Below are 23941 nucleotides of genomic sequence, written 5' to 3'. Positions count from 1 at the left end.
CAGAACTCCTTGAATATTCGGTAGTGAATCGTTGGGGAAGAGGGAGGCTCAGGCCTCGACCACACCCATGATGTCTTCTTCGCGCATGACGAGAAGCTCTTCGCCCTCGACCTTCACGCTCTGGCCGGCATACTTGCCGAACAGCACCTTGTCGCCCACCTTGACGGCCATCGGACGGACCTTGCCGTCGTCCAGGATCTTGCCGTTGCCGACAGCCAGCACTTCACCCTGGTCGGGCTTCTCGCCGGCGGAGTCGGGGATCACGATGCCGCTGGCGGTCTTGCGTTCGGCTTCCAGACGCTTGACGATCACGCGATCGTGCAGGGGACGGATTTTCATCGAGTTCTCTCCTATCTACGGTTCAACTGTTTGGGTTGATTGATCTGCGGGCAGGGCCCGCGGGGAAAATTCGCAGCGGCTTTCGCTAGAGCGGACCTTGAGCCGCTGAAGCCTGTTAGCACTCACTGCCAACGAGTGCTAATAATAGGGACGCCCCACACAGATTTCAAGGGCCCACGCGTCACCGATTTACATGGCCGGCAGCCGCCGCCCTGAAGCAGATGCGGACTAGTTATCCACTCCAGCATGTGGTGCGCGACGATGTGCCAGTTCCGGTCGATGCGCAGCATATGCCGCGCATCCGGCACGCGAATGACCTGGGCACGCCAGGGCAGTTCAGTGAAGAAGCCATCTCGAGCGCGAGCAAGGATGACTTTCGAGCAACTGAAAAATATGCAGCGTATAGTACATAGACATTGTTCGAAGCGCGCCTCAGCGAAGGCTGCATCAATCAGCTCCAGTGTTCGTCGACCTTACAGAATCCTCCGCATTCGGCAAACTAAGACGCCCCCTCGACGGCCTCGAGTGGCATCCTCTCGTCGACCACCTAGCTGATGTCGCAGCGGTGTTCGAGGCCCTTTGCAGTTGCCGGAGCATTCGACGTTCTCTTGAAGCCGCTGCCGAACGAGCACTTGAGGTACGCGACACTGCACGGCTGGCGGCCCTTGTTTTCCTCCATGATTTTGGGAAGGCCAATGCCGGATTCCAGGCCAAACGCTGGCTCGACAGCGAACGGCCGCGCGGCAGGCTGACCGCCGGGCACGGCGCAGAGGCGATCGCACTGCTCAACGCGGCCGGTCACGACGAGGAAGCAGAGGCGCTCTTGCTGCGCCTGCCCATCCTGGAGATCTGTACGTGGGGCGGGGTCGAGACGCTGGACAGTCTCCTGCGCGCCAGTACGGCGCATCACGGCCGCCCGCTTACTGATGCCCCCGACTGGTTCAATGCACGGGTCCACTGGATCGCGCGCGACGACTACGACCCCGCTGCGCAATTGAGCCGCATCGCAGCGGCCCTCCAGTGTTTTCTTCCCGACGCCTTCCTCGATGGCGGGCTACCCCTGCCCGACGCTCCCCGCTTTGCGCACTATTTTGCCGGGCTGGTGCAGTTGGCAGACTGGCTCGGCTCCGATACGCGCTTCTTTCCCTTTTCCGAACTTGGCGAGGACCGACTTGCCACCAGCCGCGAGCGTGCCCGCGCCGCCGTGCGCACTATCGGCCTGGACGCGACACCTTACCGGCAGCCACTCGTACGCACGCTACCCTCGTTCTCGGACGTGTTCGACACCTCGGCGCCCTACCCCTCACAGGCCGCAATGGCCAAAGACGGGCTCGGCCCGGTGATCGTGCTCGAAGCCGAAACCGGCAGCGGCAAGACCGAAGCCGCGCTGTGGCGCTATTTCCATCTCTTCGCGCGCAGTGAAGTCGATAGTCTTTACTTCGCGCTACCGACCCGGGTGGCCGCCTCCCAGGCCTACCGGCGCGTGTGCGATGCCCTCGCGCGCGTCTGGCCCTCAGGCGGACCGGTCGCAGTGCGTGCCCTATCCGGCTACGCCGCAGCTGACGGCGAGACCGCGCAGGCACTGCCCGACTTCAAGGTGCTGTGGAGCGACGATCCGTCCGATGCCGAAGCTGGCCGGCGTTGGGCGGGAGAGAGCGCGAAGCGATTCCTCGCTGCGCCAGTCGCCGTCGGCACGGTCGATCAGGCCTTACTCGGCACGCTGCAAGTCAAGCACGCCCACCTCCGCCACGCGCTGGCTGCGCGTTCGCTTCTGGTCATCGACGAGGTGCACGCGTCGGACGCCTATATGGGCGTTCTCATCGAACAACTGATCGCGGCCCAGACCGCGCTCGGAGGCCACACCCTGTTGCTGTCGGCGACCCTCGGTGCCGCCGCGCGGGCGCGCTACCTTGCCGCCGGCACGCGCAAGCCGCTGCAGCTTCCGACACTTGCACGGGCCAGCGCGCTGCCATACCCCGCGATCAGCGACAACTCCGTGCTGCGCGCAACGAGCGGCGCGCAGCACGAAAAGCAGGTCGCCTGGCACTGCGAGGACGCCATCGATACGCCCGTACGCATCGCCGCCCTCGCGCTCGATGCCGCCGCGCAGGGCGCCCGGGTGCTGGTGATCCGCAACACCGTGCCGGCCGCCGTCGCCACCCTTGCGGCGCTCGAGGCGACCACGCCCGAGGCGGGCTGGCTGTTCCGCCACGCCGGCATCGTTACGCTGCACCACAGCCGCTTTTCGCGCGAAGACCGGGCGCCGCTCGATGCCGCCGTCGAGGCGCAACTCGGCAAGGGCCGCCCGAACGGGCCGCTGATCGTGGTCGGCACGCAGACGCTGGAGCAGAGCCTAGATCTGGATGCCGACTTCCTGATCACCGACCTCTGCCCGATGGATGTGCTGCTGCAGCGCATCGGCCGCCTGCACCGCCACCGCCGCCCGGCCGAGGCACGACCCGTCGCATTCCGGGAGGCGCGCGTGGTCGTGCTGACGCCGGCAGGGGGCGACCTCTCACCCTGTCTCGCCCGCCCGCGGCACGGGCTCGGCCGCTTCCACGACGGCGGCGGCGTCTACGCCGATGTGCGCATCCTCGAAGCCTCTCGGCGGCTGATCGTCACCGAGCCGCAGGTCCACATTCCCGCCGACAACCGGCGCTTGGTCGAGTCGGCAACGCATCCCGAGGCGCTGCATGTCATCGAGGCGCCAGGCGATCCATGGGCTGCCCACGGCCAGCAAATCGACGGCGACACCGGCGCCCGCCGCGCCAGCGCCAAGCTCGGTCTGCTACCGCTGGACACTGCCTTCGCCGAGCTCGCCTTTCCCCTGGACGTGAAGCTCGCCACCCGCCTCGGCGCCGCCGACCGCGTGGTGAATTTCGACCCACCTCAACCCGGCCCTTTCGGAAACCTGATCCGCGAGCTGCCGCTCCGCCATCACCTGCTGCCCGCTGGTCTCGCCCTCGACGCCCGGCCGGAAGCCATCATGACCGAACCCGGCGGCTTCGGCTTCCGCCTTGGCACCACGCACTACCGCTACAGCCGGGTCGGTCTCGAAAGAGTCGCGCAATCCGACACCCCGGAGTAACGCATGGACGAACCCCGCCTGAACCTGCTCGACGAGCCCCTGATCCGCATCCGTGATTTGGACGGCGCACTGCAAAGGCTGTCGCTGCCGCAGCTCTTCGTCGAACTCGGCCGCGACGCCGTGCGGGACTTTCCCGCGCTGCGCCCGCACCAGCGTCACCCCTGGCATGCGCTGCTGGTTCAACTCGCCGCGCTCGCGCTGCACGAAGCCGGCGAAACCAAGGCATGGGACGACCCGGCCGACTGGCGCACGGCGCTCCTGGCGCTCACGCCGGATCACCCGGACGGCTGTGCCTTCAGCCTGCTCGCACCGCACGACCAGCCCGCTTTCCTCCAAGCGCCGGTGCCGGGCGGCAAGCTCGACGGCTGGAAGGACATCGCCACACCCGACGCGCTGGACATGCTCGTGACGTCGAAGAACCACGACCTCAAGGGCGAGCGGATGCGGCGGGCCGAGGCGGATGACTGGCTGTTTGCGCTGGTCAGCTTGCAGACGCAGGAGGGCGTCCTCGGAAATGGGAAGCGCGGTATCTCGCGAATGAACAGCGGCTATGGCAATCGACCAGCCGTCGGCGTTGCGCCTCCGGGGGGCGCAGGCGCCCGGTGGCGCCGAGATTTACAGGTCATTCTCGATGCTCGCTCGGGAATAGCTGGTGATTTTGGGCTTCGTGAGGCTGACGGCATTTCGTTACTTTGGGTCACACCCTGGGACGGTACAACGAGCCTTCGTTTCGCCGATCTTGATCCGTTGTACATTGAGATCTGCCGGCGCGTTCGGCTTGCGTCCGGCGTGGGCAGCTACATTCGTGCCTACGACTCCACAAGCAAAGTGAATCGCGTGGGGGTTGGTGAAAGCCAAAAAGGAAAAACCGGCGATCCGTGGGCTCCTATCAACCTGGAGGAAGACAAGGCGCTCAACCTCCCTGCCGGCGGATTCGACCACAGCCTTTGTGTCGATATCCTTTGGGGAGGAAAATTCAGACGGACTGTTTCACAAACTCTCCGTCCTGATGACTCGGCGACCGGCAATAGTTTCTTGGCGCAAGGCCTCGTGCGCGGCAACGGCAAGACTGAGGGTTACCACGAGCGCCGCATTCCGCTTTCACAGAAATCGGTCGGCTGGATGAAAAGTGGCCAGACCGACCTCCTCGCGAAAATCGCCAAGGCCCGGGTGGAGGACGTCGCGAAAATGCGCGGGTCGGTTTTGCGTACCGCGCTCTTCCATCTCATCGAAGCCGGCACCGAGAAGATCGACTTCGACCGCCGCACCGCCAAGCAGCAAATCGAACCCTTCGTGCAGGCCTTCGAGCGGGACGAAGACGCCCACTTCTTCGACGACCTCAACCGCGAGATCGAATCCGACGACCCGCATGCCGAGCGCCTCGCCTGGCTGCTCGGCCTCGCCGGACGCGCGGAGGCGGTGTTGCGCCGTGCCTTCGCGATCGGCCCGCAATGCGGCGAGCGCCGCTACCGCGCCCGCGCCCGCGCGCTGACCTACTTTCACAACGCCCTGCGCAGCGGCAAGCACTTCCCCGCGCTCGCGCTCCATCTTCGCGAACAATCCGCGGCAGAGGAGGCCGCATCATGACCGACCACGATCCGACATCGTCCGCTTCTCCGCTCGCCCGCCTGGCGCAGGTCGTCGCGCGACCGCAGCGCTTTCGCGGCGACACCGCCGCGCTCGACAACGGCGAACAGGCCGCGCTGGCGCGCCTAGACCCCGAGGGCCCGCGGCCGCATCAGGTCGGCGCATTGGCCCGCGCGCTAGTGCTCGCCGGAATTTCCCCAGACGACTGGCATCCCGAGACCTGGCAGCGCTGGGCCTTGATCGCCCACGGCATGGCCTTGGCCGGGCACGACGCCGCGTCCCGCCTCGGTGCCCAACTCGCATGCGCCGACGTATCGGAGAGCCGCGTGACCCGTCTGCTCACCGCACGCGGTGACGCCTTCCGTCAGCAGGTGCCGCGCGTACTGCGGTTGATGGCGAGCCGTGGCGTGGCGCCGAACTGGCGCGACTTCGGCGCGCTCATCCTCACCACCGACCGCGACGAGCCACGCGCCGAGACGCTGCGCCTGCGCATCGCCGGCGGCTACTACGCCGCCGCCCATCGCTGAACCGAACCCACCCGATCGATTTCGCCAAGGACCCCACCATGAGCCTCCCGCGCTTCATCCAGATCCATACCCTGCACACCTACCCGGCCGCGCTGCTCAACCGTGACGACGCCGGCCTCGCGAAACGCCTGCCCTACGGCGGGGCGGTGCGTACGCGCATCTCCTCGCAATGTCTCAAGCGTCACTGGCGCGTCACCGATGACGCCTTCTCGCTGGCGAAGCTCGGGGTGCCTATGGCGACACGTACGCGCTACATGGCCGAGCTGGTCCGCCAGCGGCTCGTCGAGCAACAGATCGACAAAGCGCGCGCCTTCGCCACCGCCGAAGCCCTGCTCGAAGCCCTGTTCGGCGAGAAGGCGGACAAGAAGAAACAAGGTGCAAAGGCCTTGCAGACCGGCCAGGCGGTGCTGTTCGGCAACGAGGAGATCGCCTACCTCACCCGCCGCTGCCGCGATATCGCGAGCGACTTCGCCGAGCCGGCCGAGCTGAAGGTTGAGGTGGCGAGATTCCTCAAGGCAGAGATGAAGAACGTTGAGACGATGAAGCTCGTCAGCGGCCTAGAGTCGGCGCTCTTCGGCCGCATGGTCACCTCCGACGTGCTCGCCAACCGCGACGCCTCGGTGTCGGTGGCGCACGCCTTCACCGTGCACGAAGCCCAGGTCGAGAACGACTACTTCACCGTGGTCGACGACTTCGCCCAAGAGGAGGATGGCGCCGGTTCCGCCGGCATCTTCGACACCGAACTCGCCTCGGGCCTGTATTACGGCTATGTGGTCGTCGATGTGCCCCAGCTCGTCGCCAACCTCGAAGGCATCCATGCAAAGGACGTCTTTGCCGCCAGCACCGAGGCAGCCAAGCGCGAACTGGCCGGCAAGGTCACCCAGCACCTGCTGCACCTCATCGCCACCGTGAGCCCCGGCGCCAAGCGTGGCTCCACCGCGCCGTACGACTGGGCCAAGTTCATGCTGGTCGAGGCCGGCGACTGGCAGCCGCGCAGCCTTGCCGCCGCTTTCCACGATCCGCTGCCGCTCAAGGGCGAGGCGCCGATCCGCACCCGGGCCGCCAGCAAGCTGGCGAGCGAGATCGCCGCCTTCGATGCCGCCTACGGCATGCCCACAGCGCGCCGTTTCCTGTCGCTGGACGAGATCGCAATGCCGGCGGCCGAGCGCGCGACGCTCACCCGTCTGGGCGAGTGGGTCGCGCAGATCATTCGCGACGGCGCGTGCTGAGATGGCCCGGCATCTGTTACTGCGCCTCGAAGGGCCGCTGATGGCCTTCGGCGGCGAGACCATCGACAACCTCGGCGTGATCCGAGACTTTCCGGCGCAGTCGATGCTGACCGGACTGATCGCCAATGCGCTGGGCTGGCGGCGCGAAGACCCCGCGGCGCACGACCGGCTTCAGGCGCGGCTAAGGTTTGGCGCAAGACTGGATCGGGCCGGCTCCCGTTTCACGGATTTCCAGACCGCTGAACTGCGCAAAGACGACTGCGGCTGGACAACGACCGGCCAGCACGAGGGGCGGGGTGGTGGCGATGGCACCTACAAGGGCCAGCATCTGCGCTACCGGGATTACCACGCCGACGCCGCCGTTCTCGTCGCGCTGCGCCTCGACCCGCCTGAGGAATCCCCGACGCTCGAAGAAGTCGCCAATGCCCTGCAACGCCCCGCGCGTCCGCTCTTCCTCGGCCGCAAACCCTGCCTGCCCGCCGCACCGCTGTTCGCCGGCTGGGGTGATGCGCCGGACCTCCTCAGCGCCCTGCGGGAAGCCGCGCCGCTTGCCGCCAATGAGCGCCCACGGGTTCTGTGGCCGGTGGGAGAGGGTGCGCTACGCGGCAGCCGGCAGCTCGATTTGTGCGATGAGCGCAACTGGACGAGCGGCGTACACGGCGGCTGGCGCCCGGTATGTGAGGGCGTCCTGCAGCGGGAGGCCGAGGCATGAAGCTGAACCTGATTCAGTGCCATCCCGACCCGCGCCGGCTCGCTGCCTGGGCCACGCGCTTCGGCCTCACCGCTGGCGGAGATGACCTCGGCTATGCGCTGCACACGCTGCTGTCCGCTGCCTTCGGCGATGCCGCGCCCAAGCCATTCCGGTACTTCGACGATTCGCGCGGCTTGCTAGCCTATAGCGCACATGACGCCGAGGCGCTGCAACTTGCCGCGCAGATGGCCGCCCCCGATGTGCATGCCACGCTGGGCATGGGGCGCTTCGCGTCGCGCAGCTTTCCAACCGACTGGACTTCGGGTCGGCGCCTGGGATTCGAGGTGCGGGCGCGCCCGGTGCTGCGCACCAACGCGGGCCGCGAACGCGACGTCTTCCAAGTGGCAGCTGAGAAGGTTGGTGTGGGGGAGTTCGACCAGTCGCGCGAAACGATTTATGGAGAATGGCTGGCGCGCGAGCTGGGCCGTGGCGACGCTGCACACATTGACAGCCTGCGCCTCGACGCCTTCCGTCTGAGCGCGAGCCTGCGCAAGGGCAGCGCCGTCAATGGCAAGCGTCCCGCCCAGCGTGTCGCCGGCCCTGATGCACTGTTAGTCGGGGAACTGACGGTACGCGATCCGGCTGGTTTTTCGGCACTGCTCACACGCGGCGTGGGACGCCATCGCGCCTTCGGCTTCGGCATGCTGCTGTTGCGTCCGCCCACCGCATGCTGAAGGGCCGTCTTGGGCTGGAGACGGCCCGCATCCCACATGCAGATCGCCACGGCCTGCTCTGGCTGGAGCGCGGCGAGCTGTGCGTGATCGACGGCTGCCTGCACTTCATGGCTGGCAAAGATAGCCTTACGCCCTACATCGACCAGATCCCGCATCAGGCGGTGTCGATGATCCTGCTCGGCCCAGGCAGCAGCGTTACACACGATGCGCTGCGTCTGCTTGCACGCCACGGCACGCTGATGGCCGCGGTCGGCATGGACGGTGTGCGCAGCTACACCGCACCGCCGCTGCTACCCGACCGCTCGGACGTCGCGCGCCGCCAGGCCGAGCTGTGGGGCAATCCGCGCCGGCGCATCGCGGTAGCCCGCCGCATGTACGCGCTGCGACTGGGCGAGATCCTACCGCACCGAGATCTGGACACCCTGCGCGGCATCGAGGGCTCGCGCGTGAAGACCCTGTACCGGCTGACCGCCGAACGTTATCGTGTCCCATGGAATGGTCGCCACTATGATCGCGCGCATCCGGACGCCGCGGATACGCCAAACCAGTCCATCAACCATGCTGCAACTGCGGTGCAGGCTGCAGCGGCCATCGCCGTTCAGTCGCTCGCGGCAATACCCCAGCTTGGGTTTATCCATGAGGACTCGGGCCAGTCCTTTATCCTCGACATTGCGGATCTGTTCCGGGACGCGATCACGCTGCCCATCGCGTTCGCCGCGGCGCGCAGGGCACTCGACGGCGCACCGGACTCCATAGACCGGCTGGTGCGGCGTGAAGCGGCCATCGTCTTTCGCAAACGGTCGGTCATCCCGTCGATGATCGACAGCATCAAGTCCGTCCTGCGCATGGAGGAAGCCGATGCCTCTGGCAGTGATCGTGACACGTGACGTCGCCGACCGTTTCCGCGGCTTTCTGGCCTCGGTCATGCTCGAGGTCGCGCCGGCCGTATACATCTCGCCGCGCATGAGCAAGGCCGTGCGTGAGCGGACCTGGAAGGTGCTCACCGACTGGCACGACACCGAGCCGCGCGGCAGCATCGTTATGGTCTGGCGCGACAATAACGAAACGGGCGGTGTCGGCCTTGCCCACCTCGGCGAGCCGCCGAAGGAACTGATCGAGATGGATGGCATGTGGGTGGCACGCACCAGACGTCAAGCCCGCGGTCTTTAACAATCCGGAAAGATGCTATTGTATGTTTTCCCTTTGGGGTCATCGACTTGGCTCCAAGAGGATCCCCCGCGTCCGCGGGGATAGGCCCGTATCCGCCGTCTTCGGGTACCACGTCACCACGGATCCCCCGCGTCCGCGGGGATAGGCCCTTCGGGTCGGTGACGGTGCCGTGCCACCAGCGGGATCCCCCGCGTCCGCGGGGATAGGCCCTGCAAAACCCGGACCGGGATACCGGCGAGGCCGGATCCCCCGCGTCCGCGGGGATAGGCCCCTTGACGACGCCGTCGACTGGGCCGAGTTCAGGGATCCCCCGCGTCCGCGGGGATAGGCCCACCGGCAAGACTCCCGAGACCAGCCCCGAAGAGGATCCCCCGCGTCCGCGGGGATAGGCCCGATGAGCAAGCAAAGCGAAGCAAAAAAGGAACGGATCCCCCGCGTCCGCGGGGATAGGCCCAGATCAGGCACTCCGACCGGGAAGGCGAAGGCGGATCCCCCGCGTCCGCGGGGATAGGCCCTCGTCGTTTCGCAGCCCGCGCTTGATGAGCATGGATCCCCCGCGTCCGCGGGGATAGGCCCTCACGATCAAGCCGGCGGCAAAGATCCCCGGCGGATCCCCCGCGTCCGCGGGGATAGGCCCGCGACCGGAGTATTCAAGCGAGGCGATTAACGGGATCCCCCGCGTCCGCGGGGATAGGCCCACTGGTGCAGCACCAATGTCTTTTCCGATTTCGGATCCCCCGCGTCCGCGGGGATAGGCCCGCCGACAAGGCCCCGTATGGCGCGATGGTTGAGGATCCCCCGCGTCCGCGGGGATAGGCCCGCGAAATCGTTCGCCGCGCTCATCAAGGAAGGGGATCCCCCGCGTCCGCGGGGATAGGCCCACAGGCCGGCTGGACAAGAACGTCGACCGCGTGGATCCCCCGCGTCCGCGGGGATAGGCCCGCTCCACGCCGAATTCCAAGAGCAATGAATTCGGATCCCCCGCGTCCGCGGGGATAGGCCCGTGATGAGCGCACGCACTGGGTCGGTTTTATCGGATCCCCCGCGTCCGCGGGGATAGGCCCCCACCACGACGTAATAGGTCCCGGCAGCGAGAGGATCCCCCGCGTCCGCGGGGATAGGCCCTGGGCTGCCGTTCTTCGTGATGACGGCCATGAGGATCCCCCGCGTCCGCGGGGATAGGCCCGTGTCGGCGAGCACGCAGAATCAGGCGATGCAGGATCCCCCGCGTCCGCGGGGATAGGCCCCGGACCCGCCCGCATGTTCCACGCCCAGCCCCGGATCCCCCGCGTCCGCGGGGATAGGCCCGTCATGTACTTGAACGTGACCGGGATCAGGCCGGATCCCCCGCGTCCGCGGGGATAGGCCCCGCTACTCCCTCCCGCCTGTCCTGCCGCTCGAGGATCCCCCGCGTCCGCGGGGATAGGCCCTCAATCACCTGCGCCGTCTCCCTCGGCCTCTGGGATCCCCCGCGTCCGCGGGGATAGGCCCGCTGGTCCCTGCAGAAAGGGTTCCCGAAAGCCGGATCCCCCGCGTCCGCGGGGATAGGCCCGCCTCTGCGCCGCCAGTTCGGAAAGCCGTCGCGGATCCCCCGCGTCCGCGGGGATAGGCCCTTGTTCGCTGGGTTGGCGCGGCTGCGCACTTCGGATCCCCCGCGTCCGCGGGGATAGGCCCGCCGCCGAGTATCGACAGGTCCTTGAGAGCGCGGATCCCCCGCGTCCGCGGGGATAGGCCTTTGCCAGATTTCCACCCGATAGTTCATCCCGAGGATCCCCCGCGTCCGCGGGGATAGGCCCTCATTGCCGGTGTCGATGTTGTGATACTCGTAGGATCCCCCGCGTCCGCGGGGATAGGCCCCTTACTGGTACATCAAATAGCCCGCCCCATTCGGATCCCCCGCGTCCGCGGGGATAGGCCGTACAGCCTGGGCGACAAGCTGCGCGTCGAAGTGGATCCCCCGCGTCCGCGGGGATAGGCCGTCGCCGAGCGCGAATACTCGGCCGCCGCTGCCTGGGGGCAACACCAGAAATCAGATCGTTTCCGCAGCAAACAGCGCACTATTCTAGCTCGCCTCCATTTATGCGGCTAAACCACGGGAGAGGAGTTTTACGCCGTCTAGCCAACATCGAGGACACTCACGTCGTATCCTACTCGCTGCGAAAGCTCACCGGGCTCGGCCTGGTGAGGAGCGCCAAGCAGGGCAAGGAAGCCTTCTTCTCGGCCACCGACAAGGAGCGCGAGATGTGCATGGCTTACCGCGACGTGCGCGAAGCGTGCTTGATGCCCGGCTTCACCGGCAGCGCCGAGGACAACGCCCACATCGGCGAACTCGCCCAGTTGCTGTGCACCCTGCCCGGGCGCTACGACCAGGCGGCGCGCGCCGCGTTCACTTCGCAGTCATAGACAAGGGAGCTCTCCGGTGAGCTATCGCATCCTCGACGCCGGCGACGCCGCACTGACGATCGAATTCGGCAGCACGATCGACCCGGCCCTGCTGGCCGCGGTCAATGCGCTCGATGCCGCGATCCGGCGCTTGCAGCAGGCCGGGGAGCTGGCCGGCGTGATCGAGACGATGCCCACCTTCCGTTCGCTGGCGGTGTTCTTCGACCCGCTCGTCACCGACCGCGACGCCCTGCTCGCCGCGCTGCCACCGCTGATCGCCGCCGCCGAGCACGCTCCCCCCGCCGCGGGCCGCCGCTGGCGCCTGCCGGTGTGCTACGAGGGCGAGGCCGCGCCCGACCTCGCCGAGTTCGCGCGAACCCTCGGTCTCGACGAGGCCGAGGTGGTGGCGCTGCTCAGCGGCAACGAATATCGGGTCTACATGCTCGGTTTCCTGCCCGGCTTCCCGTTCATGGGCGATCTGCCCGTGCCGCTGCGCTTGCCGCGCCGTACGCAGCCGCGCGTGCGCGTGCCCGCCGGCAGCGTGGCGGTCGCCACCGGGCTGACGGCGATCTACCCATGGGAGAGTCCCGGTGGCTGGCACCTGCTCGGGCGCTGCCCGGTGCCGCTGTTCGACGCCCGGCGCGCCTCCCCCTCGCTGCTGGCGGCAGGCGACCGCGTGCGTTTCAATCCGGTGAGCGCCGACGCATGCCGTGCCATCGAAGCCGGCCTGCGCGCGGGCGAACTCGACCCGATGCAGTGGCTGGAAACCGCCCCGCCCGTCGCGGAGAAGGCCGCGGGGAGGCGGGCGCGCAGCGCCAGGAGGGTCGTCCGGTGAGCACGCACACTGAACTCGAAATCCTCTCGCCCGGCGCCTACGCCTCGATCCAGGACGGCGGCCGGCGCGGCTTCCGCCGCATCGGCGTGCCCTGGGCAGGCGCACTCGACCGCCGCCTGATGCGCATCGCCAACGCTCTCGCCGGCCGCACCGAGGACGCCCCGCTCATCGAATGCTTCGACGGCGGCCTGCACCTCGCGGCACGCGGCGGCGCGGTGAAAGTCGCCGTGGCCGGCGACGCCCTGCTCGAAGTCGACGGCATCGACGGACGACGCCGGCTCGCCCCCTGGCGTTCGGTGACGCTCGCCGGCGGCGAACAACTGCGCATCCGCAAGCTCGGCGGCGGACGGATCGCGATGGTCGCGGTCATCGGCCTCGATCTGCCGGCGGTGATGGGCAGCGCGGCCACCTACGCACGCGCCGGTCTCGGCGGCGTGGACGGCCGCGCGCTCACCGCCGGCCTGCGCCTGGCGCTCGCCGACAATGCCGACCCCTGGGGCAGCGACCGTGTCCTGCCCCGGCCGCCGGAGCTCACCCCCGGCCCGATCCGCCTGGTTCCCGGCCCGCAGGACGACCACTTCAGCGCTGCCGCGCTGGAAGCGCTGGTGAGCGGCGACTACCGCGTCACCACCGAAACCGACCGCATGGGTATCCGCCTCGAAGGCGCCGGACTCGAACACGCCGGCGCCGCCGAGATCGTGTCGGATGCCACCGTGCCCGGCTCGATCCAGGTCCCCGGCACCGGCCAGCCGATCGTGCTGCTCGCCGACGCCCAGACCGCCGGCGGCTATCCCAAGATCGCCACCGTGATCGGCGCCGACCTCGGCCGCCTCGCCGCGCTGCGTCCCGGCCAGAGCCTGCGCTTCATCAGCGTGAGCGCCGCCGAGGGCGCCCGCATCGCCCGCGCCGCGGAAGCGCAAACCCGGGCGCTGATCGCCGCAATTCGCCCGCTGCCGGCCGATGGCATCGACCTGGTGGCCTTGTACACCACGAACCTGGTCGGCGGCGTCGCCAATGCGCTCGGCGCCGAATACCGACCGGAGGTCTCCGCATGAACAAGACGATCAACCTCAACGCCGACCTCGGCGAATCCTTCGGCGCCTGGAAGATGGGCGAAGACGACGCTCTGCTGCAGGTGGTGCGCTCGGCCAACATCGCCTGCGGCTTTCACGCCGGCGACCCCGCGGTGATGCGCCACACGGTGCGCACCGCGCTCGCCGCCGGGGTCAGCCTCGGCGCCCATCCAGCCTATCCCGATCTGCAAGGTTTCGGTCGCCGGCCGATGAAGATCGCCCCGGCCGAACTCGAAGCGATGATCCTCTACCAGGTCGGTGCGCTGATGGGCATCGCCGCCGCCGAAGGCGGTCGCGTCACCCACGTCAAGCCGCACGGCGCGCTCAACAACCAGGCCTGCGAGGATGCCGCGCTCGCCGCCACGGTGGCGCATGCGGTGAGGGCAATCGACCCCGAACTGATCCTGCTTGCCCCGGTGCGATCCGAGCTCTACCGCGCCGGCGAGCGCGCCGGCCTGCGCGTCGCGGGCGAGATCTTCGCCGACCGCGCCTACACCGATGCCGGCACACTGGTGCCGCGCGGCCGACCGGGGGCGATGATCGACGACGACGACGAACTCGTCACCCACGTCCTGCGCATGCTCGAGGCCGGCGGCATCATTGCGCAAAGCGGCAAATGCCTGCCGGCACCGATCGACAGCATCTGCGTCCATGGCGACCGCCCGGGCGCGGCCGATAGCGCGCGCATGCTGCGCGCGGCGCTCGAATCGAAGGGGTGGACGGTCGCCTCCCTACCCGCGCTGAGCGCCGGCTGAGGCGCTGGCGCAGCGCCTGCCCCACCTCCGCGCGCCGGATCGCCGCACTGGCCCGCGCGCGACACAGACGTTATGCTCCGCGCAAGAAGCCGTAGAGGTCACGCCGATGAGCACGCCGATGAGCCCCCTGCCCGCACTGCCGCCCGAACGCCTGCACAGCGCGTGCCCGCCGTCCATCCTCGGTTTCGCCAGCACGGCCGAACTGGCCGACATCGACGGCGGACAGCTGCATCCGCGCGCGGTCGAGGCGATCCGCCTCGGTCTCGACATCCGCGACGGCGGCTACAACCTCTTCATCCTCGGCGAGACCGGCAGCGGACGCCACGCCCTGATCGACCAGTTGCTCACTGCCGAGCGCGCACACGGCCCGGCGCCGGCCGACTGGTGCTACGTGTGGAATTTCAACCACCCTTCGCGGCCATCCGTCCTGCGCCTGCCCTGCGGGCGTGGGGCGGCGTTCCGCGACCACATGCAGCGTTTCGTCGAAGAGCTGATTCCGGCGATCGGCGCGGTGTTCGAAAGCGACGACTACCGCGCCCGCATCGGCGCGCTGCAGGAGGAGGCCAAGCAGCGCGAGGAAGACGCACTGCGCACGCTCGGCGACGAAGCCCGGCGGCTGGGCGTGGCCCTGCTGCGCACCCCGCACGGCTTTGCCTTCGTACCGATGAAAGGCGAAGACGACACCCTCAGCAAGGAAGAATTCGACCAGTTGCCCGAAGCCCGCCAGCAGGAGCTGGGCGAGCACATCAAGATGCTGCACGACCGGATGCAGCAGCTGATGAACGAATTCCCGCGCTGGCGTCGCGAACTGCAGAAGCAGGTGCGCGAGGCCGGCCAGGAGGCGCTCGGCACCACCGTCACCCACATGATCGACGAGCTCAAGGCGCGCCATGCCGACCTTCCAGCCGTACTCGAACACCTTGACGCGGTACACCGCGACGTCATCGCCAGCGGCGAATCCCTGCGCGCCGCGCCGCATGCCGACGAAGACAGCGAGGGCGTTACCTATTCGGGCACGATCTCGGTGCAGCGTTACCAGGTCAACCTGCTGGTGGAGAATCCGGCCACCGGCGCCCGCCCGCTGGTCTACGAAGACCACCCCACCCTGCAGAACCTGGTCGGGCGCATCGATCACGTCGTGCACATGGGCACCCTGGTCAGCAACTTCACCCTGATCCGTGCCGGCGCCCTGCACCGCGCCAATGGCGGTTTCCTGGTGCTGGACGCACTCAAGCTACTGTCCCAGCCCTACGCCTGGGAAGGACTCAAGCGCGCGCTGATGGCCGACAAGGTGCGCATCGAATCACTCGCCGAACTGGTCGGCGTCACCGGCACGGTGCAGCTCGAACCGGAGCCGATCCCGCTCGGGCTCAAGATCGTCCTCGTCGGCGAGCGCATGCTCTACTACCTGCTGTCGCAGCTCGACCCCGAGTTTCCCGCGCTGTTCAAGATCAACGCCGACCTCGACAGCGAGATCGGACGCACGCCCGAAAGTACCGCACGCTACGCCAGCCTGTTCGCCACCCTGGCGCGACGCCAGGGTCTGCGGCCGCTGTCGGCGGCGGCGGTCGCACGCCTTATCGAGCACGCCGCCCGCCTCGCCGGCGACGCCGAGCGCCTGAGCACACGCACCCGGCCGCTCGTCGACCGCATGCACGAAGCCGGCCATTTTGCTGCCACCGCCGGCTCCATGCTGATCGAACGCGAACATGTGGAAGCCGCGCTCGAGGCTCACCACCGCCGCAACGAGCGTATCGGCCGCCAGTACCTGGACGCCATCCTGCGCGGACAGATGCTGGTCGACACTGCCGGCAGCCACATCGGCCAGGTCAACGGCCTCGCCGTCGTCCAACTGGGCGAGAGTAGCTTCGCCCATCCGGTGCGCATCACCGCCACCGTGCGCGTGGGCGAAGGCGAGGTCATCGACATCGAGCGCGAAGTGCGCCTGGCCGGACCGATCCATTCCAAGGGCGTGCTGATCCTGTCGTCCTTCCTCGCCACCCGCTTCGGCTGGCTGATGCCGCTGTCGCTGAAGGCGAGCCTGGTGTTCGAGCAGTCCTACGGCGGCGTCGAGGGCGACAGCGCCTCGCTCGCCGAACTCGCCGCGCTGCTGTCGGCGCTCGCACGCACCCCGCTGCGCCAGTCGCTCGCGGTCACCGGCTCGGTGAACCAGTACAGCGTAGTCCAGCCGGTCGGCGGCATCAACGAAAAGATCGAAGGTTTCTTCGCCCTGTGCAAGGCGCGCGGACTCGACGGCGAGCAGGGAGTGCTGATTCCCCGCGCCAACGTCTGCAACCTGATGCTCCATGCCGACGTGGTCGAGGCCGCACGCGCCGGACAGTTCCACGTGTGGGCGGTCGCCGACATCGACGAGGCGCTCGAACTGCTCACCGGCCTGCCGGCCGGCACCCCGGGCGAGGACGGGACCATGGCGGAAGGCTCGCTCAGCCAGCGCGCCCTCTCCGGCCTGCAAAAGCTCGCCCGGATGCGGCGCGAGGCTGGCCGCCGGGCGGGCGGCGCGACGCGGCCGGAAGGAGCCCCCGACGCGACCGGGAACGGCCCGGGAGAACGCGCCGGAGCGGGCCGCCGCGGCTAGGGCACAGCGGGCGATGCCGCTCAGCGGTCGACCATCGCCTCGTGCTCGAAGTCGCCTCTCAGGCTGGCTTCGGCCGCATCCACCAGGCGCGGGTGGAAGGCCCGCATGTCGTCGACGAGTTCCTCGAACGGAAAATCGTCGAACACGCCGCGATCGTTCACATACTCCATGTGGCGCTCGTCGCGCGCGTTGTAAGGATGCATCAGCGAGTCGTCGCGGCCGTTGAATTCGAGCGGCTTGACGTCGAAGCGCTCGCACATCTGCAGGTTGAACGCCGGTGTGGCCTTGACCCAGCGCCCCTCGAGATGGAGCGCGACGTAGCCGTGCCAACGGTAGAGGTCGCCGCCGACGAGTTCGCGCAGGCGCTCGGTGCTGAGGTGGTTGCGCACGTCGGCGAAACCCACCCGCGCCGGGATGCCCGCGCCGCGCGCGGCCGCGGCCAGCAGGATGGCCTTCGGCACGCAATACGCCGCCCCCTCGGCGACCGTGCGGCTGGCGATGAAATATTCCCTTCTCATGTAAAAGCGGTAGGGGTCGTAGCGCACGCCGTCACGCACCGCGTAATACAGGCGCACGGCGCGGTCGACCGGGTCGGCGGCAGCACCGACGGCCGCGTCGATGAAGTCGCGCACGCGCGGATGATGGAAATCGAAAAAATCGCTCGGGGCCAGATACGCCTGCATGTCGTTACTGCTCATTCCTGCTCCTCTTTACTTTCTTCCAGCGTTGGATAGTCGATATAGCCCTCGGCGCCGCCGCCGTAGAGCTTGTCGGTGCGCAGCGGGTTGAGCGGCGCGTCCTCGCGCAGCCGGCGCACGAGGTCGGGGTTGCAGATGAAGGGGCGGCCGAACGCCACCAGATCGGCCCGGCCGCCGGCCACCACCTCGATCGCCTCGGCACGGCGATAGCCGTTGTTCACCATCCACGCGCCGGGAAAGCGGCGGCGCAGCGCGTCGTAGTCGAAAACGGGGGCGCCGGCCGGATGGCGGGCACCGCCGGTCTCGCCTTCGATGACATGGAGGTAGGCCAGGCCAAGCGGCGCGAGCTGCTCCACGACGTAGCCGTAGAGCGCCTGCGGGTCACTGTCGCGCGGTGTGCTGCCGCCGAAGGTCATCATCGGGCTCAGGCGCACGCCGCAACGGCCGGCGCCGATCTCCGCACTGACGGCCTGCATCACTTCGAGCAGCAGGCGGGCGCGGTTGGCGATGCTGCCGCCGTAAGGGCCGCTGCGGTCGTTGACGCTGTCGCGCAGGAACTGCTCGAGCAGGTAGGTGTTGGCGGCATGCACTTCGACACCGTCGAAGCCGGCTTCGCGTGCGCAGCGCGCGGCGTGGCGGTAGTCGGCGACCAGCCCGGGCAACTCGTCGTCGCGCAGCGCGCGCGGCGTGGAAACATCGACGAAGCCGTCGCGGGTGAAGGTCTGAGTCGGCGCACGCCGGGCGGTGGACGACACCGGCGCCGCCCCTCCCGGCAGCAGCGACACGTGCGAAATGCGCCCCACATGCCAGAGCTGGATCACGATGCGTCCGCCCGCGGCATGCACGGCATCGGTGACCCTACGCCAGGCCGCGACCTGCTCCGGCGTGTAGATGCCCGGCGTGTCGAGGTAGCCCTGCGCCATCGCGCTGATCTGGCTGCCTTCGGCGATGATCAGGCCGGCGCTGGCGCGCTGCCGGTAGTACTCCACGGTCATCGGCCCGGCCAGCTCGCCGGCGGAGGCGCGGTTGCGCGTCAGCGGCGCCATGACGATGCGGTTGGCAAGGTCGAGGTCGCCGATCCGGATGGGATCGAACAGGGAAGTCATGCATGCGCTCCTTCGGTTGCATGGAAGCCGGCCCTGGCCGGGGCCGAGCCCGCATTGTTCCCTGCCCGGAGCGGATCGTCCACCTCGGAGGACCGGCGCCCCCCCGCGGCGACCGGGCCGGGGAAGTGCGTACCGCCGGAAAACGCCCCCGTTCACCGTCCCGTCGCCTGCGCCAGGCGACGGATTCAGTCCCCGCGCGCGGCGAGCCGGGTACGCAGATGGGCGACGAGGTCGTCGATCGTGTTCAATTTCCCGTAGTCGGCCTCGGCGATCTCGACCTGCAGCCGCCCGGCCAGGCCGACCAGGAAGTTGAGCCAGTCCATCGAATCCAGGTCGACCTGCCGGCGCAGAGGCCGGTCGGAGCGCAGCGCCTCCTCGTCCAGTTCGGGTGCGACCGTCTTCAGGGTCTCGATCACGATCGCCCGCAATTCGTCACTGCCCAGTTCGTCGCTGCTCAATTCGCCACCGCTCATCGCCGCACCTCCCCATCCGCTTCACACGCCGCCCCCGGGGCCGGTTGCGCCACCTGCAACGCCTGTGGGTGCTGCAGCAGCGCACGCAACTCGGCCAGGAAGCGCGCACCATAATGGCCGTCCGAAACCCGGTGATCGGCCGCCAGGCTGGCGACCACCGCCGGGCAGGTCCCGAGGCTGCCGTCTTCGTGCACCCAGGGCCGCACGTCGACCCGGCCGAAGCCGACCAGCGCCACCTGTGGCGGGTAGATCACGCCCACCACCGCCTCTGCGCCCTGCTCGCCGAGGTTGGTCACGGTCACCGTCGGATCGCTCATTTCCGAACTGCGCAGCGAGCCCGCGCGCGCCCGCCGCACCAGGTCGGTGAGTTCCTGCATCAACACCTCGACCGGCTTATGCCCGGCATCGTGCAGCGCAGGAGCGATCAGCCCCCCCTGGCGCAACGAGATCGCGACACCGAGGTTTATCGCTGCCGACGGCTCGAAGCGGCCGTCGCGGTAGAAGCCGTTCAAGGCCGGGAACTTCCCCAGCGCCAGCGCCACCGCTTTCAGCAGCAGCACCGCCATCAGCAGCCGCCCGGTGATCGGCCGCCCGGCATTGGCTTGCGCCAGCCAGGCACCCGCACGCGCCAGCGGGATGGTCTCGAGCAGGTAGTAGTGCGGAATCTCGCGTTTCGCGCGGCTCATCGCTGCCGCGATCGTGCGTCGGGTTTCGGCCTCGCGCTGAGCCGGAACGAGCGGCGGCACCCGCGCAGCGGGGACGGTGAGGTCCCGCCCTCCCGCGCCCCCTGTTTCTGCGCCCCGGGCCGGGCCTTCCCCCTGCGCCGCGGCCTGCTCGACGTCGGCCAGGGTGAGCGCGCCGCCTGCGCCGGTGCCGTGCACCGTAGCCGGATCCACCCCGAGCTCAGCGGCCCGCCGGCGCGCCGCCGGCGAGATGCGCAGGCGCGGCGCTGCCGCCGGTGGTGCCTCGCCCTCCGCCAGCAGGCTCGCCATCACCGTGCCGACCCGCATCCGGGTGCCCGGCACGGCAAGCAGTTCGTGCACCGTGCCCGCCTGCCAGATTTCCACATCCACGGCGGCCTTCGACGTATCGACCACCGCCACCACCTGGCCTTTCTTCACCGTGTCGCCGGGCTGGACGCACCACTCCAGCAGCGTCCCTTCATCCATGTCGGCGCCCAGCGCAGGCAACCTGAATTCAAACACCGAGCACCTCCCCGACCGCGGCGACAATCTTTTCCGGCTGCGGCAGCGCCGCCTCTTCCAGCTGTTTCGCATACGGGATCGGCACTTCCGCGCTGCACACCCGCTGCGGCGGCGCGTCCAGATCGTAGAAGCAGCGCTCGACGAGCCCGGCAACCACTTCCGCCGCCAGGCTGCCGCTCTTCCAGCCTTCATCGACCACCACCGCACGATGGGTCCGGCGCACCGAGGCGGCGATCGTTTCCCAGTCCAGCGGGCGCAGCACCCGCAGGTCGACCACTTCGACGTCGATCCCGCCCTCGGCCAGCTGCTGTGCCGCCTGCAGCGCCTTGGGCAGGCAGCCGCCCCAGGCGAACACGCTCGCCCGGGTACCGGGCCGACGCACCGCGGCGCGGGCGATGTCGCACGCATCGATCGCTTCAGCCAGTTCGTCTTCGAGGCCGTAGAGCTGCACGTGCTCGAAGATCACCACCGGGTCCGGGTCCGCAAGCGCCGCCGCGAGCATCCCGCGCGCATCGGCCACGGTACCCGGCGCCAGCACCCGGATGCCGGGAATATGGGCGTACCAGTTTTCCAGACTGTGAGAATGCTGGGCCGCGAGCTGGCGGCCGGCGCCGGTCGCCATGCGCAGCACCAGCGGCACCGACAGCTGCCCGCCCGACATGTGGCGCAGCAACGCGGCGCTGTTGACGATCTGATCGAGCGCCAGCAGGCTGAAATTGACCGTCATCACCTCGACGATCGGCCGCATCCCGCCCAGCGCGGCGCCCACGCCGGCACCGACGAAGCCGAGTTCGGACAGCGGCGTATCGCGGATGCGCTCGGGGCCGAATTCTTCGAGCAAGCCCTTCGAGACCGCGTACGTGCCGCCGTAGCGGCCGACGTCCTCGCCCATCAGGAACACCCGTGGATCCTTCACCAGGGCCTCGCGCAGCGCCGCGCGCAGGGCTTCACGGTAGCTGCTCCTCATGCTCCGGCTCCGGGAGAATGGACGTCCTTCAGCAGATCCGCCACGGCTTCCGGCGCGGCCGCTTCGGCAGACGCGACCGCGGCCTCCACTTCGGCCTGCGCCGCCGCGTCGAGGGCGGAGAAGGCGGCCTCGGTGAGCACGCCCTCCGCCTTCAGGGCAGCAAAACAAGCCTCGATCGGATCGCGCGCCTTCCAGCGCGCGACTTCGGCCTTGTCGCGGTACAGCTCGGGATCGAACATCGAATGGGCGCGAAAACGGTAGGTCTGCAGCTCGACGAAGAAGGGGCCGCCATCCGCACGCACCGCTTGCGCCGCCGCCCGGACCGCGGCGCAAACCGCACCCACGTCCATGCCGTCGGCACGGGCAGCAGGCACCGCGTAGCCCGCCGCCTTGGCACACAGATCGGTCTGCGATTCGGAGCGTGCGAGCGCGGTACCCATCGCGTACAGGTTGTTCTCGCAGCAGAACAGCACCGGCAGCCGCCACAGCGCTGCCAGGTTCATCGACTCGTGGAAAGCGCCTTCGGCGACCGCCCCCTCGCCGAAAATGCAGGCCGTCACGCCGGGCCGGCCCTGCAGCCGGTCCGCCAGCGCCAGGCCGACCGCGAGCGGCAGTCCACCACCGACGATCGCATTACCGCCATAGAAGCGGTGTGCGACATCGAACAGGTGCATCGAGCCACCACGACCGCGCGAGCAGCCCGTCGCCTTGCCGAACATCTCGGCCATGATCGCCTCCATGCAGACCCCGCGCAGCAGCGCATGGCCGTGCTCGCGGTAGGTGGCAACGACGTTGTCCCCGGCCTCCAACGCATGGATCGTGCCGGTGGCGCAGGCCTCCTCGCCGATATAGAGGTGGAGGAAGCCGCGGATCCGGCCCGTGCCGTAAAGCTCGGCGCACTTTTCCTCCATGCGGCGGATGCGCAGCATGTCGGCGAGCAGGCGCAGCGCCGGGACCGGCGCGGGGTCCGGCGCAGCCCGGGCTTGCCCTGCAGAAGCATCGCGTCCGCTGTTCATGCTCCGGCCTCCAGCGTCGACGTGTCGCCCTCCGGCAGCCCCAGCTCCCGCGCCTTCAGCAGCCGGCGCATGATCTTGCCGCTGCGCGTTCGCGGCAGCACGGCGAGGAAATCGATTTCCTTCGGCGCCACCGCTGCCCCCAGCCGCCGGCGCGCATGGCCGAGGAGCTCCGTGCGCAGCGCCTCGCCGGGCTCGAACCCTTTTTTCAGCGAGACGAAGGCCTTCACCACTTCGCCGGCAATCTCGTCGGGCTTGCCGATCACCCCCGCCTCAGCCACCGCCGGGTGTTCCATCAGCACGCTCTCGACCTCGAACGGGCCGATCAGGTGGCCGGCGGACTTGATCACGTCGTCGCTGCGACCAACGAACCAGAAGTAACCGTCGGCGTCGCAGCGCACCAGGTCGCCGCTCAGGTACCAATCGCCGGCGAAGCACTTGCGATAGCGCGCCTCGTCGTTCAGGTAGCCGCGCAACATCGACGGCCAGCCACGCTTGAGCGCGAGCTCGCCTTCCTCGCCGGGCATCGTCACCCGCTCGACACTGCCGTCCTCGCGCCGGCGCACGACCGCCGCCTCGACTCCGGGCAGCGGCCTGCCCATCGAGCCGGGCTTGATGTCGAGCGCCGGCAGGTTGGCGATCATGATGCCGCCGGTCTCGGTCTGCCACCAGTTGTCGTGGATCGGATGGCCGAGCACTTCCTTGCCCCACCACACGGCCTCGGGGTTGAGCGGTTCGCCGACGCTGGCGACCAGGCGCAGGCGCGGGAAGGTCTGCTGGTGCGCCAGTTCCGCACCGGCCTTCATCAGCATGCGGATCGCGGTCGGCGCGGTGTACCACACGCTGACCCGCTCGTCGGCGAGGATCCGGTACCAGCGCCCGGCATCGAACTCGGCCTCGTCCACGATCGAGCTCACCCCGTGCACCAGGGGCGCGACGATGCCGTACGAAGTCCCGGTGACCCAGCCCGGATCGGCGGTGCACCAGAAGACGTCGTCGTCGTGCAGATCGAGCGCATAACGTCCGCTCGCCCAGTGGGTCAGGACCGCAGCGTGCACGTGCAGCGCCCCCTTGGGGGTCCCGGTGGTGCCGCTGGTGAAGTGCAGCAGGGCGGGATCCTCGGCCCGGGTCTCGACCGTGGCGAAGGAGTCGGCCGCGCCCGCCATCAGCGCTCCCAGGTCGTGCGTTCCCGGGCCGAGCATGCCCGCCTCCACCGCCCCGCCGCCCTCGCCGACCAGCAGGACGTGGCGCAGCGTCGGCAGCCGGGCACGCATCTTCTCCACCTTGCGTGCATAGAGCAGGTCGGTGGTGACCAGCACCGCACCTTCGCCGAGCCCGATCCGGGTCGCGATCGGCTCCGGGCCGAAAGCGGAAAACAGCGGCGACGCCACGCAGCCGCAGCGCAGGCTGCCCAGCACCGCGACACAGCTCGGGAATGCGCCCGGCGAGCACGAACACGCGTTCGCCGCGGCA

The 23941-nt window shown here is 68.8% G+C and carries 21 protein-coding genes and 1 CRISPR repeat array; of the genes, 13 read left to right on the top strand and 8 right to left on the bottom strand.

From position 1 onward, the window contains the following. Nucleotides 1–48: 48 nt before the first annotated feature. Nucleotides 49–339, bottom strand: a complete 291-nt coding sequence (gene groES / locus MXC99_RS14260; RefSeq protein WP_136386082.1) for a co-chaperone GroES — start codon at nucleotides 337–339, stop codon at nucleotides 49–51. A gap of 460 nt (nucleotides 340–799) precedes the next feature. On the opposite strand from groES, the gene cas3 reads away from it, so the two are divergent. From cas3 to MXC99_RS14190, 13 genes are all read left to right on the top strand, one after another. After that, nucleotides 800–3427: a CRISPR-associated helicase Cas3' gene (cas3, locus tag MXC99_RS14255; RefSeq protein WP_247726086.1), complete on the top strand. Its 2628-nt coding sequence runs from the start codon at nucleotides 800–802 to the stop codon at nucleotides 3425–3427. A gap of 3 nt (nucleotides 3428–3430) precedes the next feature. Then, nucleotides 3431–5014: a type I-E CRISPR-associated protein Cse1/CasA gene (locus tag MXC99_RS14250; RefSeq protein ID WP_247726085.1), complete on the top strand. Its 1584-nt coding sequence runs from the start codon at nucleotides 3431–3433 to the stop codon at nucleotides 5012–5014. Continuing rightward, nucleotides 5011–5541, top strand: a complete 531-nt coding sequence (locus MXC99_RS14245; RefSeq protein ID WP_247726084.1) for a type I-E CRISPR-associated protein Cse2/CasB — start codon at nucleotides 5011–5013, stop codon at nucleotides 5539–5541. Before MXC99_RS14250 ends, MXC99_RS14245 begins: the two co-directional genes overlap by 4 nt. 38 nt (nucleotides 5542–5579) lie before the next feature. Further along, nucleotides 5580–6770: a type I-E CRISPR-associated protein Cas7/Cse4/CasC gene (cas7e, locus tag MXC99_RS14240; protein WP_247726083.1), complete on the top strand. Its 1191-nt coding sequence runs from the start codon at nucleotides 5580–5582 to the stop codon at nucleotides 6768–6770. A 1-nt stretch (nucleotide 6771) separates the two neighbouring features. Continuing rightward, nucleotides 6772–7482, top strand: coding sequence for a type I-E CRISPR-associated protein Cas5/CasD (gene cas5e / locus MXC99_RS14235; protein ID WP_247726082.1), 711 nt, complete (start codon nucleotides 6772–6774; stop codon nucleotides 7480–7482). Further along, nucleotides 7479–8195 carry a type I-E CRISPR-associated protein Cas6/Cse3/CasE gene (cas6e, locus tag MXC99_RS14230; protein ID WP_247726081.1) on the top strand — a complete coding sequence of 239 codons (717 nt, stop codon included), beginning with the start codon at nucleotides 7479–7481 and terminating at the stop codon, nucleotides 8193–8195. The genes cas5e and cas6e overlap by 4 nt, the downstream gene beginning before the upstream one ends. Continuing rightward, nucleotides 8189–9082 (top strand): type I-E CRISPR-associated endonuclease Cas1e, encoded by an 894-nt coding sequence (cas1e, locus tag MXC99_RS14225; protein WP_247726080.1) that lies wholly within the window; start codon nucleotides 8189–8191, stop codon nucleotides 9080–9082. The genes cas6e and cas1e overlap by 7 nt, the downstream gene beginning before the upstream one ends. Then, nucleotides 9054–9365, top strand: a complete 312-nt coding sequence (cas2e, locus tag MXC99_RS14220) for a type I-E CRISPR-associated endoribonuclease Cas2e (protein WP_247726079.1) — start codon at nucleotides 9054–9056, stop codon at nucleotides 9363–9365. The genes cas1e and cas2e overlap by 29 nt, the downstream gene beginning before the upstream one ends. 59 nt (nucleotides 9366–9424) lie before the next feature. Further along, nucleotides 9425–11344: direct repeats of the CRISPR family, unit length 29 nt; unit sequence GGATCCCCCGCGTCCGCGGGGATAGGCCC. A gap of 100 nt (nucleotides 11345–11444) precedes the next feature. Continuing rightward, nucleotides 11445–11768, top strand: a complete 324-nt coding sequence (locus MXC99_RS14210) for a winged helix DNA-binding protein (protein WP_282100158.1) — start codon at nucleotides 11445–11447, stop codon at nucleotides 11766–11768. A 16-nt stretch (nucleotides 11769–11784) separates the two neighbouring features. After that, entirely contained in the window at nucleotides 11785–12582 is a 798-nt protein-coding gene (gene pxpB, locus MXC99_RS14205; protein WP_247726078.1) for a 5-oxoprolinase subunit PxpB, read from the top strand. After that, nucleotides 12579–13637, top strand: a complete 1059-nt coding sequence (locus tag MXC99_RS14200; RefSeq protein WP_247726077.1) for a biotin-dependent carboxyltransferase family protein — start codon at nucleotides 12579–12581, stop codon at nucleotides 13635–13637. The genes pxpB and MXC99_RS14200 overlap by 4 nt, the downstream gene beginning before the upstream one ends. Next, a complete protein-coding gene (locus tag MXC99_RS14195) occupies nucleotides 13634–14410 on the top strand; it encodes a LamB/YcsF family protein (RefSeq protein WP_247726076.1) in 777 nt (258 codons plus the stop codon). The genes MXC99_RS14200 and MXC99_RS14195 overlap by 4 nt, the downstream gene beginning before the upstream one ends. A gap of 118 nt (nucleotides 14411–14528) precedes the next feature. Continuing rightward, nucleotides 14529–17006, top strand: a complete 2478-nt coding sequence (locus tag MXC99_RS14190; protein ID WP_247726075.1) for a Lon protease family protein — start codon at nucleotides 14529–14531, stop codon at nucleotides 17004–17006. Between the two features lie 20 nt (nucleotides 17007–17026). On the opposite strand, the gene MXC99_RS14185 is transcribed toward MXC99_RS14190, so the two are convergent. The 7 genes from MXC99_RS14185 to acsA form a co-directional block, all read right to left on the bottom strand. Next, the gene (locus MXC99_RS14185) at nucleotides 17027–17704 is read right to left on the bottom strand and encodes a transglutaminase family protein (RefSeq protein ID WP_247726074.1); all 678 of its coding nucleotides are present in this window, start codon (nucleotides 17702–17704) and stop codon (nucleotides 17027–17029) included. Then, nucleotides 17701–18810, bottom strand: coding sequence for an alkene reductase (locus MXC99_RS14180; protein WP_247726073.1), 1110 nt, complete (start codon nucleotides 18808–18810; stop codon nucleotides 17701–17703). The genes MXC99_RS14185 and MXC99_RS14180 overlap by 4 nt, the downstream gene beginning before the upstream one ends. Before the next feature lie 185 nt (nucleotides 18811–18995). Next, nucleotides 18996–19283: an acyl carrier protein gene (locus tag MXC99_RS14175; protein WP_075147438.1), complete on the bottom strand. Its 288-nt coding sequence runs from the start codon at nucleotides 19281–19283 to the stop codon at nucleotides 18996–18998. Further along, the gene (locus MXC99_RS14170) at nucleotides 19280–20488 is read right to left on the bottom strand and encodes a dihydrolipoamide acetyltransferase family protein (RefSeq protein WP_247726072.1); all 1209 of its coding nucleotides are present in this window, start codon (nucleotides 20486–20488) and stop codon (nucleotides 19280–19282) included. Before MXC99_RS14170 ends, MXC99_RS14175 begins: the two co-directional genes overlap by 4 nt. Then, complete coding sequence (locus MXC99_RS14165) at nucleotides 20481–21455, bottom strand: alpha-ketoacid dehydrogenase subunit beta (protein ID WP_247726071.1); 975 nt, start codon at nucleotides 21453–21455, stop codon at nucleotides 20481–20483. Before MXC99_RS14165 ends, MXC99_RS14170 begins: the two co-directional genes overlap by 8 nt. Further along, nucleotides 21452–22471 (bottom strand): pyruvate dehydrogenase (acetyl-transferring) E1 component subunit alpha, encoded by a 1020-nt coding sequence (pdhA, locus tag MXC99_RS14160; protein WP_247726070.1) that lies wholly within the window; start codon nucleotides 22469–22471, stop codon nucleotides 21452–21454. The genes MXC99_RS14165 and pdhA overlap by 4 nt, the downstream gene beginning before the upstream one ends. After that, a complete protein-coding gene (gene acsA / locus MXC99_RS14155) occupies nucleotides 22468–23886 on the bottom strand; it encodes an acetate--CoA ligase (RefSeq protein WP_247726069.1) in 1419 nt (472 codons plus the stop codon). The genes pdhA and acsA overlap by 4 nt, the downstream gene beginning before the upstream one ends. Between the last annotated feature and the right edge of the window lie 55 nt (nucleotides 23887–23941).

The organism is Thauera aromatica, assembly GCF_023093595.1.
Lineage (GTDB): Bacteria > Pseudomonadota > Gammaproteobacteria > Burkholderiales > Rhodocyclaceae > Thauera > Thauera aromatica_A.
The sequence above is the reverse complement of the archived record's forward strand: the minus strand, read 5'-3'. Positions and strand labels throughout refer to the sequence as shown.